Source organism: Demequina sp. NBRC 110056 (genome assembly GCF_002090155.1).
Taxonomy (GTDB): domain Bacteria; phylum Actinomycetota; class Actinomycetes; order Actinomycetales; family Demequinaceae; genus Demequina.
Window position 1 is genome coordinate 329,591 of the sequence record NZ_BBRM01000002.1, and the last position, 17,286, is coordinate 346,876.

Genomic DNA, 17,286 nt, shown 5'->3' on the forward strand with positions numbered 1-17,286 from the left:
GCCATGTCATCGCACCCCCCGTCGGACCTCCTCGGCAGCGCCGAGTTCCGCGGGCTGAGCGCGAGCGGCGTGGAGGAGCACATCGACGCCCGGCGCGACGGGCACCGGCTCGCCGAAGGCGGGTTCTGGGTGGTGGTCGGCGACTTTGATGGGCGCGTCGACGCGTGGCGGATGGCGGAGGTCACGGCGACGCCGGCGGCGCCCCGGGCGAGTGGCCGGCCATGGGTGGGACCGCAGCCGTCGGCATGGACCTCCTCGATGTCGAGAGGCGAGTACCTCGCTGGGGTGGAGGCCATCAGGGCCGACATCCGCGATGGCGAGGTCTACCAGGTGAACCTCTGCCGCGTGCTCAGCGCGCCGTTGGTGGCGGAGGGGCCCGGGCCGGATGCCGTGGCCCTGAGCGAGCGGCTCGCGATCGGCAACCCGGCGCGCTACGCCTCGCGGATCGTGATCCCGGCCGGCGCGGGCGGCGCGCAGGCCCCGGGCACGTGGATCGTGTCGGCGTCGCCCGAGCTCTACCTCGAAGTCGATGACGGCGCGGTGACCTCCAGCCCCATCAAGGGAACGGCCGCACCCGGCGTGGCGATGCTCGACAAGGACCTCGCCGAGAACGTCATGATCACCGACCTCGTGCGCAACGATCTCTCCCATGTGGCAGACCCCGGCACGGTGGCCGTACCTGAGCTGCTGGGCGAGCACGCCCACCCGGGGCTGACCCATCTGCAGTCGACGGTGACGGTACGTCTGGGCGCCGATCACCGGTGGACGGCCGCTATGTGGCCGGCGCTGTTCGACGGGACCTTTCCGCCGGGCTCGGTGTCCGGCGCCCCCAAGTCCGCTGCGCTGAGGATCATCGCCCACGAGGAGGCCGCACAACGCGGCCCGTACTGCGGCGCCATCGGGTGGATCGACGCCGACGCGCGCCGAGCCGAGCTCGCCGTGGGCATCAGGACGTTCTGGTGGAAGTCGGACACGCTGCACTTCGGGACGGGCGCAGGCATCACCTGGGGGTCCGTGCCGGAGGGGGAGTGGGAGGAGACCGAACTCAAGGCGAGTCGGTTGATTGCCCTGGCATCCACTGAAATGATGCAGCCATGAATCCGATCGTCTGGGCTGGGGGGACGTTGCGGGAGCCGGGGGAACCGGTGGTCGCGGCGACAGACCATGGCTTCACCGTGGGTGATGGCGTGTTCGAGACCATCGCTGTCAGGGACGGCACGCCCTTCGCGCTCAGCCGCCACCTCGCGCGGCTCGCGTACTCCGCCGACCGCATCGGGCTCGCCGCGCCTGACGGCGCCGCTGTGCGCGATGGCGTCGCTGCGGTGCTCGAGGCCGGTGGTGGCGCGGTGACTCGCGTGCGCGTCACGCTGACGTCGGGCGACGGGCCGATGGGCTCGGCGCGCGGGGAGGGGCCCCGGACGCTCGTGGTCACGGGCGTGGACGCCCCGAAGCCTCGGGGGTGTCGCGCCGTGCGAGCCCCGTGGAAGCGCAACGAGCGATCTGCCCTCGCAGGCGTCAAGTCGACCTCGTACGCGGAGAACGCCGTCATGGTCGAGTTCGCCCGGTCGAAGGGCGCGGACGAGGCGATCCTCGCCAACACCTACGGCAACCTGTGCGAGGGGACCGCGACCAACGTGTTCGTCGAACGAGGCGGTGAGGTGCTGACGCCTCCGCTCGCGTCGGGCTGCCTCGCCGGCATCACGCGAGGGCTCGCCCTCGAGTGGGGTGTGCGAGCCGCGATCCCCATGCGCGTCGCGGCTCCGGGAGAGCTCCCCATGAGCGTCCTCGACGAGATCATCGCCGGTGAGGCGCACCTTGCGGTGTCCTCCTCGACCCGTGGGGTGCAGCACGTGTCGAACCTCGACGGGCACGACCTCGCGGCCGGGCAGCTGCTGCGCAAGGTCAGCGCGGCCTACGAGCTCGCAGCCGAGCGCAACCCGGATCCCGCGGTGCCGAGCCGCCGCTGACCACGTCGATGAGAGCAGTCTCACGACGCTCTCCTCCCTGTCTCACCCCGCGCCCCGAGCGTGGTTCCTAGGCGCTCAAGGCGAGCGCCGGAAGGGGAGAGGCAATCATGAACAAGCGCACCATGTGGACCGTGACCGGGGCCCTCGGCATCATCGCGATCGGCGGCACCGTCGCCCTGGCAGACGCCGGGCGCGACACCGAGAGGACGGCCGGACCGGGCGTCGAGCTCGACGGACGCCCGGCAACGGACGCGACAGTCGTCAACGTCAGCTCGACGTTCAGCCCGTCCTCGGTGGTCACGCCACCGTCGCCCGTGAGCACGGCGTCGCCCACCACGCCGCAGTCGCCAGTGAGCCCGCAGTCGCCGGTGAGCGCGAAGTCGCCAGTGAGCCCGCAATCACCCGTGAGTGCGAAGTCGCCAGTGAGCGTCAAGTCGCCGGTGAGCGCAAAGTCGCCGGTCAGCGCCAAGTCGCCCGCGTCCCCCAAGACGCCGGTGAGCCCCAAGTCGCCCGCGAGCCCGGCATCGCCCGCGAGCGCGCGCTCCGCAGCGTCCGCAGCATCGGCGCCCTCGGCTGGCTCCGCGGACTGACACCAGCGCCTCGACGGCCGTCTCGCCAGCACGCGAGGCGGCCGTCCTGCGTCGCGGAGACGACCCCGTGCCCCTGCATGAGAGCACTCTCATGCGGTTCTCCTGTTCGCCTCACAGAAGGCCAGGAGAGTAGTCATCAGTTCCCGCCACAGCACCTCTCAAAGGATGGAAGACAGACCATGAACAAGCGCACCATGTGGACCGTGACCGGAGCCCTCGGCATCATCGCCATCGGCGGCACCGTCGCGCTCGCCGACACCGGCACCGCCACGAACCGCAACGCTGGCCCCGGGGTCGAGCTCGACCAGGCGACCTCGCCCGCCGCGACGCAGGAGGCGATCGTGAAGGTCAGCTCGACCTTCACCCCCTCGTCCGTGGTCACCGCGGTGACGCCGGTCAGCGCGAAGACCGTGGTCTCCGTGAAGACGGTCCTCTCGGTCCAGTCGGCGGCGGCTCCCGCGACGTCGACGACGGCGAAGGAGACGCCCAACAAGTCGACCGAGTCCAAGGCGACCACGCCGGCGAAGACCTCGAAGCCCGCCGCGCCCGTCTACTCGGCGCAGTCGCCGGTGAGCATCAAGTCCCCGGTGACGCCCAAGTCGCCGGTCAGCCCCAAGTCGCCCGTGACGCCCAAGTCGCCCGTGAGCCCCAAGTCGCCGGTCTCCGCGCCGTCCGTTCGCTCCGCAGGCTGAGCTCGCGCCGTACCGCTCGCGCCGCCTCGCCTCACGGTGGGGCGGCCGCGGCATCTCTGAGGGCCACGAGTCTCATCGGGGTCTCCTCGAACTCTCATGCGCGGTGGTGAGACTGGCGCGAAGGGATCGAGGCCGCGCCAGCGGCGTCGTCGACAGCAAGGTCAGGAGCGAGGCATGGATCGCAACGGCTGGTGGACCGCCACGGGCGCGCTGGGGATCGTCGGCGTGGGCGCCGTCGTCGCCTTCACCGCGGCGAGCGACGCCGAGGCAGACCTCGGCCCGAGCATCGAGATCGACGCCGACCTGAATGGCGTCGGCGGCGCAGGCGATGCGAACGTGGTCGACCCAGGCGCGGCGGTGTCGCCGGTCGCCATCAGCGTCGTGACCGCGGTCAGCGCTGTGAGCGCACCGCAGCCGAGCGCCGTGCAGCCGAAGGTGAGCGTCGTGTCCGCCGCCACGCCGCCCTCCGTCGCCTCGGCGCCTGGTGCCGGCGGGCAACAGCAGCCCGCGGCACCGCGCGCGCCAGCCGCGAGCGCCCCTTCGGCTGCGAGCGCACCCGCCGCTCCGCCGGCGGCACCGCTGAGCGTCGCGTCTCCGGTGAGCGCCGTCAGTCAGGCAAGCCCTGCATCGGCTGCATCGGCGGACTGACGCCACACCGGGGAGACGCAGCGCAACAGTCAGCAGGCGTCGAGGTGCGTGCGGCTCAAGCTTCCGCTCCCGGGAGCCTCGGCGCCTCGGGCACCAGGCGATAGCCGACGCCTCGCACGGTCTGGATGCGGCCCGCGCCGATCTTGGCGCGCAGGTAGCGCACGTACACGTCGACCACATTCGAACCGGGATCGAAGTCGTAGCCCCAGACCTGAGAGAGCAGCTGCTCGCGCGTCAGCGCCTGACGGGGGTGGCGCATGAGCGTCTCCGCGAGCGCGAACTCGCGCGCCGAGAGCTCGACCTCCTTGCCGTCCACGGTCATACGGTGGCCGTGCAGGTCGAGCGAGAGCGGTCCCTGCTCGATGATCGTCGGAGTGCCCGAGTCGTCCGCCTTGAGGCGCAGGCGGACGCGTGCGAGGAGCTCGTCGAACCCGAAGGGCTTCGCCATGTAGTCGTCGGCCCCACCCTCGAGCCCCGCGACGGTGTCGTCGAGCGACCGGCGTGCGGTGAGGATGATGACGGGAACGCCCACACCCGAGCCGCGCAAGCGGGCGAGCAACTCCATGCCGTCCTCGTCCGGGAGCCCCAGGTCCAGGATGATGAGGTCGGGCTGAGCGACGATGGCCGCGTCGAAGCCGTCGCGGGCCGTCGCGGCCGTGAGGGTCGCATAGCCCGCCGCCTTCAGGCCCTTCGAGACGAACGATGCGATGCGCTCCTCGTCCTCGACGATCAGGATCTGGGTCACGGTGCCTCCTGGGGGTGGTCCTGGTCGACGGGATGCGTCGGCGGAAGATGTGCGGGGAAGTCGACGGTGAAGGTCGCGCCCTCGCCAAGCGTCGAGGAGACTGCGACGTCTCCTCCATGGGCCTGGGCGATCGCGCGCACGATGGTCAGTCCGAGGCCGGAGCCGGGAACCGTATTCTGTCCAGCGCGCTCGAAGCGCTCGAAGATGCGCTCGTGGTCCGCCTCGGGAACGCCGGGTCCGGCGTCGGTGACCCAGATCCGGGCGCGGCCAGCCGAGATTGCGGAGCCGAGCGAGATCCGGGTCCCGGGTTGCGTGAACTTCACCGCGTTCGCGACCAGCTGGAGCCAGGCTTGGGTGAGTCGTTCTCGATCGATGTCGGCGCTGCCCGTCGCGCGCTCGTCGAGCTCCCACTCTCGGTGGCCCAGCGCGACGGCCTTGTCGAAGACGTCGTCGGTGAGCGTGCCGAGGTCGAGCTCGTCGCGGCGCACGAAGTCCGGGCGCTCGACGGCAGCCAGCGTCGACAGGTCCGACACGACCCGATTCATGCGCGCGACCTCATCGAGGACGAGGGCGCGGACCTCGCGCGCATCCGCGGGATCGTCGGCGTCCATCAGCTCGAGGTGGCCGCGCACGATGGTGAGCGGCGTGCGCAGCTCGTGGCTGACGTCGCCGACGAGGCGCGACTGGGAGTCGAATGCGATCTCGATCCGGTCAAGCATCTCGTTGACGGACGAGGTCATGTTCGCGAGGTCGTCGCTCCCGGTGACCGGGATGCGCTCGGCGAGGTCCTCTCGGCCGATGCGCCGCGCGGTGTCGGCCAGGACGCGCACGGGCCGCAGCAGGCGCCCCGAGACCACCCATCCGACGACCGCCACGACGAGGAGTGCCGCCGCGCCGACCCAGGCATAGATGACGAACACCTCGTTGAACTCGGCGCGCTCAGCGTCGACGTCGTAGGCCATGACGAGCGATGCGACGGAGTCGAAGGCAGGCGCAGCATCGTCCGGCCCCTCCGCGAGAGACCCATCGGGCGCCGTGCGCACCGGGACGATGGCCACGCGGTAGGTGGTGACGTCGGTCGTGATCGTGACGAACTGCGCCTCTTCGGCCGTGACGTAGGGCTCGAGCTGCGCGATGAGGTCAGGGTCGTCCTCGAGCGGCAGGGGAGCGCCGCGCGAGGTGTAGCGGATCTCGCCGCCCACCACGCCAAGGACGCCCTCGTTGCGCGACGGGATGATGCGCTCCATCGCCGTGCGCACGAGATCCTCGGGGGAGGTGAACGGCTCGCCCGTCTCAGGGTCGATGCCCACGGTCGCCAGCACCCGAAACTCCTCGGCCGATGCGGCGAGGTCGTCGTCGATCCGTGCGTCGACCCGCAGGCTCTGCAGCTGCGCGGCTACCCAGCCGGAGACGATCAGCGCGAGGCCGGTGAGCGCGATCACGGCCGCGAGGATGGCGGTACGTACCGTCGGGCGGCGCATGAGGCGCGGGCGTCGTCCCTGCTTGACGTCGGCCTCGCTCATGGCGCCAGTCTTCCACCTGGCGAGACTCGCGCACATGAGACTTCTGTCATGATTCGCGACCGAGTGGTCACGGAACGTCCGCCGGAGGCGCTACTATGGACACCGCTCAGGGCGATTGGCGTAGTGGTAGCGCGCTTCCTTCACACGGAAGAGGTCACTGGTTCGATCCCAGTATCGCCCACCCGAGTGCGAGGCCCCAGGTTCCCCTGGGGCCTCCTCCATTTCTGAGGGCCACTGCGCATGCCTCGGCGCGCCCCGCAGGGGTGTGGCCCGCGAAGCGAGGGACTGCGCACTAGGGTCGGGTCTCATGAGCGCGGGACACTCGCCCACGGCCTTCGTGCGGCGCGCACGCGAGGCGCCGCGGCAGGCGGCGGCGTTCGCCCGGCTGAGCCCCGTCGCGCGTGCGATGCTCCGGGAGCGGCTGACGTACCTCTCGCCGGTCAAGCTCCGGCGCCTCGAGGAGGCCGTGCGTGAGGTCGACGCCGCCGGCGTCCCGGGCGCGATCGCCGAGTTCGGGGTGGCGCTGGGCGGCGTCTCGATCGCGCTCGCGTCGGCCTCGCCCGAGCGCGCGCTGCACGGCTTCGACGTGTTCGGCATGATCCCGGCGCCGACGGAGCGCGACGGCGAGCACGCGCAGCAGCGCTTCGAGGTGATCGAGAGCGGCCACAGCCGCGGCATCAGGGGTGGGGAGTACTACGGCTACATGGACGACGTGCTCGGCGCGGTGCGCGCCTCGTTCGCCCGCCATGGCGTCGACGCCGACGGCGGCCGCGTGAGCCTCCATCAAGGGCTCTTCGAGGAGACGTGGCCGCGCCTCGCGGACGAGATCGGCCCCCTCGCCCTGGTGCACGTGGACTGCGACTGGCACGACCCCGTGGCCTTCGTGCTGGAGGCGGTCGCTCCGCACGTCAGCCCCGCCGGCGTGATCGTCGTGGACGACTACGTGACCTACGAGGGGGCCCGCGACGCCACCGACGCGTTCATGGCTGCCCACCCGGAGTTCGAGCGCCGCCACCTTGACGAGAGCCTGTCCCTGCGACGACACCCCTGACGGCGTTCGAGCCAGGCGGCTCAGGAGCCCCCGAGCGTGAGGCAGAATCCGAGCACGGTCGCCGCTCCCGCGAGGTCCTTGGCCCTCTCGTACGCGAACGGGATGAGCGAGTCGGTGAGCATGGCGAGCAGCCCGCCGGCCGCGATGGCCGCCATCCACGCGCCGGTGGCCGTGCCCGTCCACGAGGTGACCAGATATCCCAAGCCCGCGGCCGCGCCGCATGCGAGCACGACGAGCGACCAGAGCCACGCGAGCCTCCCGACGCGCCACCCGGCGCGGGCGAGATCCGCCGACGGCGCGATCGCCTGGGGGATGTTCGAGACCCACACGGCGGCCACGAATGCGGCACCCACGGGGTTGCCTGCGGCGATCTGGATCCCGAGGATCACCGACTCCGGGACGCCGTCCACGACGGAGCCGACGACGATGCCCATCGCCTTGCCCTCGCCCTTGTCCCCGAACCGGCGTTCGACCAGGCGGTCGCCGACGAGGAAGATCACGACGCCGGCGGCCATCCCGAGCATGAGCTCGACGTTGCTCAGCGCATCGGCCTCCGGGACGAGGTCGAAGGCGATCGCGGCCGTCAGCGCTCCGGCTCCGAAGCCTGCCGCGAGACCGATGAAGCGCCGTGAGAACCGCACCCAGCACACCAGCACGCCGGCGATGATGAGCGAGGACTGGGCGAGGATGCCCACTGCGAAGGCGCCGAGCACCCCGTCCATGCGTCCCCCCTTGCCCGAGCGCGACCGCGGTGGCTCGTGCGAGCCAACGCCCCGTCTCGCCCATTGTGGCGCTCGCCCCGCGCGACCGCTAGGGCTCCGTCGTGACGCCGGGGCCGGGAGCAGCCGCGCCGCGCGTCGGTGACGCGCGCGGCGCGAGGTGCACGCGCATCGGCGCTCTACGTGGTGTGATGGCCTCATGGGAGGCGACCACGCCGCAGCGATGATGCTGACAGGTCCCGAGGCTGAGGGGATCCTGTCAGCCGCGCTGGCGACCTCGCACACGGAGCTGGAGAGCTGGAGCCTCGACGCCGTCAACGCCCGCCCGGGGGCCGAGACCTCCGCCGGCTTCGACGTCGTGGCGAGCGGCGAGCGCATGTACCTCGTGGCGAGTACCGTCAGCCTCACCGACGAGCAGCGAGCGGCGTGCAAGGCCGTGCGGCTGTCCTCGGAGGTGGGGGAGGTCCACGTGTGGCGCCACCCATCGGATCCCTACCTCCCGGGCCTCGCGGCGGCGTCCGTCCCGGACGAGCTCGCGCCGCGGCTGTCGGAGGCCACCGGGCGAGACATCGTCATCGACTCGCTCGACATGCTCGTGCTGCGGCCCATGCGGCGTGCGGTCCTGCGCGCCCAGACGACGGCGGAGGACGGGCGCAGGACCTGGTACGTGAAGGTCGTCCGACCGGACCGCGCCGAGGCGATGCTGCGCCGGCACCAGCTCACCGAGCTCGCGCCGCTCGCGGTCGACGCCGGGGACGGGATCGTCGTGGTCCAGGAGGCGTCGGGGGTGCCGATGACTCGCGCGCTCCACCGTCCCGACGGGTCCGATGCGGCGTCGATCGACCCCCGGATGATCCTCGAGGCCATGGACAACCTTCCGCATGACGCCCTCGCGCTGACGTCCCGGCCAGCTGTCGCGGACCGCGTGGCCGAGTACGCGGCCATGGCGATCGACGAGGGGCTCGACGGACCGCGGGTCACGGCCCTGTGCTCGCGCATCGAGGCGGTGCTCGCGAGCGTCCCGACGTCGCTGCCCGTGCCGACCCATGGCGACCTCCACCCGGCGAACGTCTACCTCGACAGCGCCAGCGACCCGAGCAGGGTGGTCGCGCTCATCGACCTCGACACCCTCGGACCCGGCCGCGCGATCGACGACTGCGCGTGCATGGTGGCGCACCTGCTCGTGCTGCCTGAGCTCGATCCGAAGGGCTACACGCACGTCCCGCGCGAGGCTGCCCGCATCTACGAGGCCTTCGCGGCGAGGCACGACGAGCGGGAGCTGCGTGCCCGCGTGGCGGCCAACGTGCTGTCCCTCGCGGCGGGCACGGACGACTCCGCCCACGCCCAGGCGTGGCTCGACGTGGCCGAGCGCGTGGCCGAGCGCCGGCTGCTCACCTGAGAGCGCATCGGCCCTCCGTCGTCCCCTCGCTGGAGTCTGGCTGAGCTCGTGCCTGAGGCCAGCGCAAGGGTTCCGCCTCGCTGGTGGAAGCCGGGGAATCGACGAGGACAGAGCACCGCGCGCGCGGCGTCGATGCGGTCGCGCCCGGCACGGGTCGGTAGCATCGTCGGGTGACCCGCGCGCGCGACGTGCGCGCTCCACCCACCACTGAAGGAGTCCACCGGTGCCCAGCATCAACCTGACCGTCGACGGCGACCAGCGACAGGTCGAGTCGACGACGACGGGCACCGACCTCTTCGGCGAGCGCCGCGAGGTGCTCGTCATGCGTGTCGACGGCGCGCTGTGGGACCTCGCCCGCACCCTCCCGGACGGTGCGAGCGTCGAGGCCGTGACCATCGACGAGCCGGACGGGCTCATGGTGCTGCGCCACTCGACCGCCCACGTGCTGGCGCAGGCGGTGCAGCAGGTGAACCCCGACGCGAAGCTTGGCGTGGGCCCGCCCATCGAGAACGGCTTCTACTACGACTTCGACGTCGCCGAGCCCTTCACCCCGCAGGACCTCAAGGCGCTCGAGAAGGCGATGCAGCGCATCGTCAAGGAGGGCCAGACCTTCGTGCGCCGTGAGGTGACCCGCGAGGAGGCGCTCGCCGAGCTCTCCCACGAGCCCTACAAGTGCGAGCTGCTGACCCACGACACCGCGGGTGCGGAGGGAGCCTCCGTCGAGATCGGCGAGGGCGACATCACCATCTACGACAACGTGCGCCGGAACGGCGACCGCGCCTGGGGCGACCTGTGCCGCGGCCCGCACGTGCCGTCCACCAAGGTCATCGCGAACGGCTGGTCGCTCATGCGCTCGGCCGCCGCGTACTGGAAGGGCTCCGAGAAGAACCCGCAGCTCCAGCGCGTGTACGGCACCGCGTGGCCCACCAAGGAGGAGCTGACCGCGTACAAGGAGCGCCTGGCCGAGGCCGAGCGCCGCGACCACCGCAAGCTCGGGTCCGAGCTCGACCTGTTCTCGTTCCCCGACGAGATCGGCTCGGGCCTCGCGGTCTTCCACCCCAAGGGCGGCATCATCCGCATGGAGATGGAGGAGTACTCGCGCAAGCGCCACGTCGAGGAGGGCTACGAGTTCGTCTACACGCCCCACGCGACCAAGGGGCAGCTGTTCGAGGTCTCGGGCCACCTCGACTGGTACCGCGACGGCATGTACCCGCCGATGCACCTCGACGAGGAGCGCGACGCGGACGGCAACGTCACCAAGCAGGGCCAGGACTACTACCTCAAGCCCATGAACTGCCCCATGCACAACCTCGTCTTCGACTCCCGAGGGCGGTCCTACCGCGAGCTGCCGCTGCGCCTGTTCGAGTTCGGCACCGTGTACCGCTACGAGAAGTCGGGCGTGGTCCACGGCATGACCCGCGCGCGCGGCTTCACGCAGGACGATGCCCACATCTACTGCAGCCGCGACCAGATGAAGGCGGAGCTCACCACCACGCTCGAGTTCGTGCTGGGCCTGCTCAAGGATTATGGCCTCGAGGACTTCTACCTCGAGCTGTCGACCCGCAACCCGGACAAGTCGGTGGGTTCGGACGAGATCTGGGAGGAGGCGACCGAGACCCTGCGCGAGGTGGCCGTGGACTCGGGGCTCGAGCTCGTGCCGGACCCGGGCGGCGCCGCGTTCTACGGACCCAAGATCTCCGTGCAGACGCGCGACGCGATCGGCCGCACCTGGCAGATGTCGACCATCCAGCTCGACTTCAACCTGCCCGAGCGCTTCGAGCTCGAGTACACGGCTCCCGACGGCTCGCGCCAGCGCCCGGTGATGATCCACCGCGCCCTGTTCGGCTCGATCGAGCGCTTCTTCGCGATCCTCACCGAGCACTACGCCGGCGCGTTCCCCGTGTGGCTCGCGCCGGTGCAGGTGCGCGCGATCCCCGTGGCCGAGGCGTTCAACGACTACCTCGACGACGTCGCCAGGCAGTTGAAGGCGCACGGGATCCGCGTCGAGGTCGACACCTCGGACGAGCGGTTCCCCAAGAAGATCCGCACCGCCTCGAAGGAGAAGATCCCCTTCGTGCTCATCGCCGGCGGCGAGGACGCGGACGCGGGCGCCGTCTCGTTCCGCTTCCGCGACGGCAGCCAGGACAACGCGGTTCCCGTCGAGGAGGCGGTCGCGCGCATCGTCGAGGCCGTGCGCACCAAGGCACAGGTCTGATGCCCGAGCAGGTCGACGGCGAGCTCATGGGCGGGGAGCCGGACGGCTTCGAGCGCCTGTGGACCCCGCACCGGATGGCGTACATCGAGGACGGCAAGGACCGCAAGACCTACGAGGGCGCGCACGACTGCCCGTTGTGCGCGAAGCTCGACATGCCCGACCGCGACGCGCTCGTGGTCCACCGCGGCGAGACCTGCTACGTGGTGCTCAACCTGTATCCGTACAACCCGGGCCACCTCATGGTGTGCCCGTACCGTCACATCGGCTGGTACACCGAGGCCACGGACGCGGAGCGCGACGAGATGGGCGTGCTGACCCAGCAGGCGATGCGCGTGCTGTCCGCCGTGTCGGGCACCCAGGGCTTCAACATCGGCATGAACCAGGGAGCGATCGGGGGAGCGGGCATATCCGAGCACCTCCACCAGCACGTCGTGCCGCGGTGGATGGGCGACTCGAACTTCCTGCCGATCATCGGCCGCACCAAGGCCCTGCCGGAGCTGCTCGACGACACGTGGTCGAAGGTGTCGAACGCCTGGGACGAGGTGCGCTGATGCTCGGCTGGCTGCGCCCGTTCATGGGCAAGCTGTGGGCGGCGCCCGCGAAGGGGCTGCTGCGCCTCGGCGTGCATCCGAACGCCGTGACCATCGTGGGCACCATCGGCGTCGTCTTCGGCGCGTGCTTCTTCTTCCCGCAGGGCGGGACGATGCTGTTCTGGGGCGTCATGGTCATCACGTTCTTCGTCGTGACGGACATGCTCGACGGCACCATGGCGCGCCTGTCGGGCAAGACCTCGCGGCTCGGCGCGTACCTGGACTCGACGCTCGACCGCGTGGCCGATGCGGCCATCTTCGGCGCGCTCGTGTGGACCTTCCGCGTGGACGACCCGGCCACGGCGATGGCCGCGCTGCTGTGCCTCACCTTCGGCTCGTTCGTTCCGTACGCCCGCGCGAAGGCGGAGTCGCTCGGCATCGACGCCAAGGGCGGCATCGCCGAGCGCTCGGACCGCCTCGTGATCGGGCTGACCGCCACCGGGTTCGTGGGACTGGGCCTGCCGCTGTGGGTGCTGACCGTGGTCCTCTACCTGCTCGCCGCGGCTGCCGCCTTCACCGTGGTGCAGCGCACCATGATCGTCGTGCGTGAGAACCGCAAGGACTTCGACCTCACCACCGACCACCGCCGCGACGCCGAGGACTTCGCGCACCACCCCGAGTCGCGCCCGGGGACCGCGGAGATCCCCGTCGTGGGAGGCGCCGATGCGGTCGCCGGGTCCGGGTCGGAGGCCGACGCCAGCACGGCACGCGCCGATGCGGTCGCCGGGTCCGGCTCGGAGGCCGCCCACGGCGGCACGGCACGCGCCGATGCGGTCTCCGGCTCGGGCGAGGAGGCGCGGCCGGGCGCTGGCTCTGCCGAGGTGGACGGCGCCGCCGTGCGCGCGGCGAGCGAGGACGACACGGCCACGCGATGAATGCGCTCCTGACCGCGTGGCGTGCCTCGCGACTGCTGCCGGTGGGCGCCGTGAGGGTGCTCGCCTCGGCGGGCGCATCGTTCGCGTGGCGGCGCCCCGGCAAGGCGGTGCGCCGGCTGGAGGACAACCTTCACCGCATCACGGGGCTCGAGGACGACGCGCTGCGTGCCCTCTCGAAGGAGTCGCTGCAGTCGGTGTCGCGCTACTACGCGGAGGCTCTCACGCTCGACCGCTTCAGCACCTCCCAGGTCGACGCTCGCGTGCGCATGGAGGGCTACGAGGGCGTGAAGGACCTGCTGTCGACGACGGACCGGGGCGTGGTCGCCGTCCTGTCCCACAGCGGCAACTGGGACCTCGTCGGCGCGTACGCGTCGCCGCGGATCATCCCGGTCACGGCCGTCGCGGAGATCCTCAAGCCGCGGGAGATGTACGAGCAGTTCGTCCAGATGCGCGAGGGCGTCGGGATCCACGTCCTCGGCCACGAGGGCGGCTCGACGTTCCGGGAGCTGATCCGCATCGCCAAGCGCGAGCGCACCCTCATCTGCCTGCTGTCGGACCGTGACCTGTCAGGCTCGGGCATCGAGGTGGAGATGTGGGGCCACGGGGTCAAGGTCGCGCCCGGCCCTGCCGCTCTTGCTCTCGCCGCCGACGTGCCGATCGTGCCCGTCTACACGCACTACGAGCGGCTCAGCGGGGAGCGACGCCGTGCGGCCGGGTCGCCGTGGGGAGTCGTGCTGCGCTTCGGCGAGGCCATCGAACCGGGCACCGTGGAGGGCGAGCGCGAGGACCGGGTCGGTCGCCTGAGCCAGCTCTGGGCGACGTGGATGGCGGACCAGATCTCGGGCCATCCCGAGGACTGGCACATGATGCAGCGCTTCGGATGGGTGTCGGAGGACGCTCGGGCGTCGGCGGGCGGGAGCTCATGAGGGTCGGCATCGTCTGCCCCTATTCGCTCGACCGGCCGGGCGGCGTCCAGCTCCATGTGATGGACCTGGCGGAGGCCCTGCAGTCTCGCGGTCACGAGGTCTCCGTGCTCGCGCCGGCGGCGCCCGCGACCGAGGTGCCGGACTACGTCACCACCGCGGGCCGCTCGATCCCGGTGCGCTACAACGGCTCGATCGCGCGCATCAAGTTCGGGATGGTCGCCGCGATGCGTGTGCGCAAGTGGCTGCGCGAAGGGGACTTCGACGTCGTGCACCTGCACGAGCCGGGAACGATGTCGCTGTCGGTCATCGCCATGTGGGCGCGGCTCGGTCCCACCGTCGCGACGTTCCACACCTCGAACGAGCACTCGCGCATCATGCGCAACGCGAAGCCCTTCATCAAGCCGGGCTACGAGGAGCTCGACGCGCGCATCGCCGTGTCGCCTTCTGCGGACCGCACCATCAAGCGCCACCTGCGCGTCGCCGCGACGCACATCATCCCCAACGGCGTCGACACGACGACCTTCGTCGAGGCCGAGCCCGTCGACGAGTGGCGGGGCACCAAGCACGTCCCGACCGTCGGGATCCTCGGGCGCATGGACGAGCCGCGCAAGGGCCTGGACGAGTTCCTGGGCGCGATCCCGTACGTGCGCCGGCAGCACCCCCGCGCGCGCTTCCTCGTCGCCGGACGGTTCTCCGACCGAATCGCCGCGAAGGCGGCGCGGGCCGGCGCCGAGGTGGTGGGCGAGCTCGACGAGGGGATGAAGGCGCGCTTCATGAGCTCGGTCGACGTGTACTGCGCGCCCAACCTCGGCGGCGAGAGCTTCGGCATCGTGCTGGTCGAGGCGATGGCGTCGGGCGCCGCGGTGGTCGCGAGCAGCCTCACGGCGTTCCGCGACGTGGCCACCGACTCGGACGGCGAGATGTGCGTCGCCCTCCACACCGTGGGCGACTCGGTCGAGCTGGCCGCTCGCGTCTCGACGCTGATCGACGACCCGCGCGCGCGCCGCGAGCTGGCCGCGCGAGGGCAGCGCCGCGCTGGCACCTTTGACTGGCGCCAGGTCGCTCCTCGCATCGAGGAGACCTACCGCGACGCGATTAGACTGGACGCAGAATTCCACCCCCATCCCGCAAAGGACACCCCCGCATGAGCGACACCCCTGAGAGCACCACCCCGCAGGTCGGCACCGACCTCGTCAAGCGCGGCATGGCCGAGATGCTCAAGGGCGGCGTGATCATGGACGTGGTCACCCCCGAGCAAGCGAAGATCGCCGAGGACGCCGGCGCGGTCGCGGTCATGGCGCTCGAGCGTGTGCCCGCGGACATCCGGGCGCAGGGCGGCGTGTCGCGCATGAGCGACCCGGACATGATCCAGGGCATCATCGAGGCCGTCTCCATCCCCGTGATGGCGAAGGCCCGCATCGGCCACTTCGTCGAGGCGCAGGTCCTCGAGAGCCTCGGCGTGGACTACATCGACGAGTCCGAGGTCCTCACGCCCGCCGACTACGCCCACCACATCGACAAGTGGAAGTTCACCGTTCCCTTCGTGTGCGGCGCGACCAACCTGGGCGAGGCGCTGCGCCGCATCTCCGAGGGCGCGGCCATGATCCGTTCCAAGGGCGAGGCCGGCACCGGCGACGTGTCGAACGCCACGACCCACATGCGCACGCTGCGCTCTGAGATCGCGCGCCTGACCTCGCTGCCCAAGGACGAGCTGTACGTGGCCGCCAAGGACCTCCAGGCGCCCCTGCCCCTGGTCCAGGAGGTCGCCGCGACCGGCAAGCTCCCCGTCGTGACGTTCACCGCCGGCGGCATCGCGACGCCTGCTGACGCCGCGATGATGATGCAGCTGGGTGCCGAGGGCGTGTTCGTCGGCTCCGGCATCTTCAAGTCGGGCGACCCGGCGGCGCGCGCCGCTGCGATCGTCAAGGCCACGACCTTCTACGACGACCCGAGCGTCATCGCCGAGGTCTCGCGCGGACTCGGTGAGGCGATGGTGGGCATCAACGTCGACGAGGTCCCCGAGCCGCACCGCCTCGCCGAGCGTGGCTGGTAGCCCAGCCACCCCTGACGACGGAACGGCCGATGCGCGGGTGACCACCGCATCGGCCGTCACCGACTCGTCCCTCGACGAGCGTCGCCCGGCCCCGCCCGCTTCGGCGCCTGCTGAGGGCGCCCCCGCGCTCGACGGGCGCGAGGTTCCCGAAGTCCTGCCGATCGCCCGAGAGGGCGCCCGGGTCCTCGTGGTCGACGCACAGGCACGGATGCTCGTCCTGCGCGGGCACGACCCCCATCAGACCGAGCGGTCGTGGTGGTTCACGCCGGGTGGAGGCATCGAGGCGGGGGAGAGCGCACGCGAGGCCGCCGTGCGCGAGCTCGCGGAGGAGACCGGTATCCGGTGTGCCCCCGAGGACCTCGTGGGGCCGGTGTGGGAGCGCACCGCGCTGTTCGACTTCATGAGCCGGCCCTACGTGCAGCACGAGGTGCTGTTCGTGCTCCGCGTGGAGGACGACGAGGTGTCGAGCGACGTGCGATGGACCTCCACGGAGGAGGAGACCATCGACGAGGTGACGTGGCTCACGCACGCGCAGCTCGCCGGCGCGGACATCGAGGTGTTCCCGGCGGAACTGCGCGGGGACTGGCAGACGTTCCTGAGGTGGGACGGACGAACGATCGACCTGGGAGAGGCGAACGAGTGACGACGGTTGGAGTGCTGGCGCTGCAGGGTGACGTGCGGGAGCACGCCGCCGCGATCACGCGCCTGGGGGCCGGGGTGACGCTCGTCAGGCGCCCGAGCGAGCTGGACGCGGTCGACGCGATCATCCTGCCAGGCGGGGAGTCGACCACGATCGACAAGCTCCTGCGCGCGTTCGAGCTGCGCCAGCCGCTGATCGACCGGATCGATGCGGGGCTGCCGGTGCTGGGCTCGTGTGCCGGGATGATCCTGCTCGCGACGGATCTCATCGACGGGATTGAAGGACAGCAGACGCTCGAGGCGATCCCCATGACGGTGCGTCGCAACGCGTTCGGCCGCCAGGTCGACTCGGCGGAGGCCTCGCTCACCTGGCTGCCGGACGGCTCGCCCATGAGCGCGACGTTCATCCGCGCCCCGTGGGTCGAGTCCTATGGTGCGGAAGTCGAGGTGCTCGCGACCGCCGTGGACGCCGAGGGCGCCGAGCACGCGGTCGCCGTGCAGCACGGTGCCCGGCTCGCCACCGCCTTCCACCCGGAGATCTCCGACGAGCTGCGCGTGCATCGGCGACTGCTCGACCTGACCTGACGCGACCTGGCCTGCGCACGCGCGAGGCCGCACACTGAACACGACACCAGAGAGTCGACGAGACCACCG

General features: G+C 71.2%; 18 protein-coding genes and 1 tRNA gene. 16 read left to right on the forward strand and 3 right to left on the reverse strand.

Features of this window, described 5'->3' with window-relative positions:
- Positions 1 to 3: 3 nt before the first annotated feature.
- From B7K25_RS01575 to B7K25_RS01590, 5 genes are all read left to right on the forward strand, one after another.
- Complete coding sequence (locus tag B7K25_RS01575; protein WP_084103581.1) at positions 4 to 1,098, forward strand: chorismate-binding protein; 1,095 nt, start codon at positions 4 to 6, stop codon at positions 1,096 to 1,098.
- Positions 1,095 to 1,967 (forward strand): aminotransferase class IV, encoded by an 873-nt coding sequence (locus tag B7K25_RS01580; protein ID WP_084103583.1) that lies wholly within the window; start codon positions 1,095 to 1,097, stop codon positions 1,965 to 1,967. The genes B7K25_RS01575 and B7K25_RS01580 overlap by 4 nt, the downstream gene beginning before the upstream one ends.
- Positions 1,968 to 2,074: 107 nt before the next feature.
- Positions 2,075 to 2,557 (forward strand): hypothetical protein, encoded by a 483-nt coding sequence (locus B7K25_RS13895; protein ID WP_234988029.1) that lies wholly within the window; start codon positions 2,075 to 2,077, stop codon positions 2,555 to 2,557.
- 179 nt (positions 2,558 to 2,736) lie between these two features.
- Positions 2,737 to 3,249, forward strand: coding sequence for a hypothetical protein (locus B7K25_RS13495; RefSeq protein ID WP_144018802.1), 513 nt, complete (start codon positions 2,737 to 2,739; stop codon positions 3,247 to 3,249).
- Positions 3,250 to 3,423: 174 nt separating this feature from the next.
- Positions 3,424 to 3,897: a hypothetical protein gene (locus B7K25_RS01590; protein ID WP_084103587.1), complete on the forward strand. Its 474-nt coding sequence runs from the start codon at positions 3,424 to 3,426 to the stop codon at positions 3,895 to 3,897.
- 55 nt (positions 3,898 to 3,952) lie between these two features.
- On the opposite strand, the gene B7K25_RS01595 is transcribed toward B7K25_RS01590, so the two are convergent.
- Together B7K25_RS01595 and B7K25_RS01600 are read right to left on the reverse strand one after the other, a co-directional pair.
- Entirely contained in the window at positions 3,953 to 4,642 is a 690-nt protein-coding gene (locus B7K25_RS01595) for a response regulator transcription factor (protein WP_084103589.1), read from the reverse strand.
- Positions 4,639 to 6,165: a HAMP domain-containing sensor histidine kinase gene (locus B7K25_RS01600; protein ID WP_159450082.1), complete on the reverse strand. Its 1,527-nt coding sequence runs from the start codon at positions 6,163 to 6,165 to the stop codon at positions 4,639 to 4,641. The genes B7K25_RS01595 and B7K25_RS01600 overlap by 4 nt, the downstream gene beginning before the upstream one ends.
- A gap of 109 nt (positions 6,166 to 6,274) precedes the next feature.
- Here B7K25_RS01600 and B7K25_RS01605 point away from each other — a divergent pair.
- Positions 6,275 to 6,346 (forward strand) — tRNA-Val (locus B7K25_RS01605).
- Positions 6,347 to 6,472: 126 nt separating this feature from the next.
- Positions 6,473 to 7,216, forward strand: coding sequence for a TylF/MycF/NovP-related O-methyltransferase (locus tag B7K25_RS01610; RefSeq protein ID WP_084103593.1), 744 nt, complete (start codon positions 6,473 to 6,475; stop codon positions 7,214 to 7,216).
- 20 nt (positions 7,217 to 7,236) lie between these two features.
- Here the strand turns inward: B7K25_RS01610 and B7K25_RS01615 are convergent, their stop codons facing one another.
- Positions 7,237 to 7,938: a ZIP family metal transporter gene (locus B7K25_RS01615; protein ID WP_084103595.1), complete on the reverse strand. Its 702-nt coding sequence runs from the start codon at positions 7,936 to 7,938 to the stop codon at positions 7,237 to 7,239.
- Between the two features lie 196 nt (positions 7,939 to 8,134).
- Here B7K25_RS01615 and B7K25_RS01620 point away from each other — a divergent pair, with 196 nt between their 5' ends.
- The 9 genes from B7K25_RS01620 to pdxT all read left to right on the forward strand — a co-directional run bounded on the left by B7K25_RS01620 (position 8,135) and on the right by pdxT (position 17,217).
- On the forward strand, positions 8,135 to 9,334 hold the full coding sequence (locus tag B7K25_RS01620; protein WP_084103597.1) for a phosphotransferase: 1,200 nt from the start codon (positions 8,135 to 8,137) through the stop codon (positions 9,332 to 9,334).
- Positions 9,335 to 9,557: 223 nt separating this feature from the next.
- Positions 9,558 to 11,549, forward strand: coding sequence for a threonine--tRNA ligase (gene thrS, locus B7K25_RS01625; protein WP_084103599.1), 1,992 nt, complete (start codon positions 9,558 to 9,560; stop codon positions 11,547 to 11,549).
- Entirely contained in the window at positions 11,549 to 12,100 is a 552-nt protein-coding gene (locus B7K25_RS01630) for an HIT domain-containing protein (RefSeq protein ID WP_084103601.1), read from the forward strand. The genes thrS and B7K25_RS01630 overlap by 1 nt, the downstream gene beginning before the upstream one ends.
- The gene (gene pgsA, locus B7K25_RS14005) at positions 12,100 to 13,014 is read left to right on the forward strand and encodes a phosphatidylinositol phosphate synthase (protein WP_084103603.1); all 915 of its coding nucleotides are present in this window, start codon (positions 12,100 to 12,102) and stop codon (positions 13,012 to 13,014) included. Before B7K25_RS01630 ends, pgsA begins: the two co-directional genes overlap by 1 nt.
- On the forward strand, positions 13,011 to 13,940 hold the full coding sequence (locus tag B7K25_RS01640; RefSeq protein ID WP_084103605.1) for a phosphatidylinositol mannoside acyltransferase: 930 nt from the start codon (positions 13,011 to 13,013) through the stop codon (positions 13,938 to 13,940). The genes pgsA and B7K25_RS01640 overlap by 4 nt, the downstream gene beginning before the upstream one ends.
- Positions 13,937 to 15,088, forward strand: a complete 1,152-nt coding sequence (locus B7K25_RS01645) for a glycosyltransferase family 4 protein (RefSeq protein WP_159450083.1) — start codon at positions 13,937 to 13,939, stop codon at positions 15,086 to 15,088. The genes B7K25_RS01640 and B7K25_RS01645 overlap by 4 nt, the downstream gene beginning before the upstream one ends.
- Positions 15,085 to 15,993, forward strand: a complete 909-nt coding sequence (pdxS, locus tag B7K25_RS01650) for a pyridoxal 5'-phosphate synthase lyase subunit PdxS (protein ID WP_084103609.1) — start codon at positions 15,085 to 15,087, stop codon at positions 15,991 to 15,993. The genes B7K25_RS01645 and pdxS overlap by 4 nt, the downstream gene beginning before the upstream one ends.
- Positions 15,983 to 16,636, forward strand: coding sequence for an NUDIX hydrolase (locus tag B7K25_RS01655; protein WP_234988030.1), 654 nt, complete (start codon positions 15,983 to 15,985; stop codon positions 16,634 to 16,636). The genes pdxS and B7K25_RS01655 overlap by 11 nt, the downstream gene beginning before the upstream one ends.
- Positions 16,633 to 17,217: a pyridoxal 5'-phosphate synthase glutaminase subunit PdxT gene (pdxT, locus tag B7K25_RS01660; protein ID WP_084103613.1), complete on the forward strand. Its 585-nt coding sequence runs from the start codon at positions 16,633 to 16,635 to the stop codon at positions 17,215 to 17,217. The genes B7K25_RS01655 and pdxT overlap by 4 nt, the downstream gene beginning before the upstream one ends.
- The last annotated feature ends 69 nt before the right edge of the window (positions 17,218 to 17,286 follow it).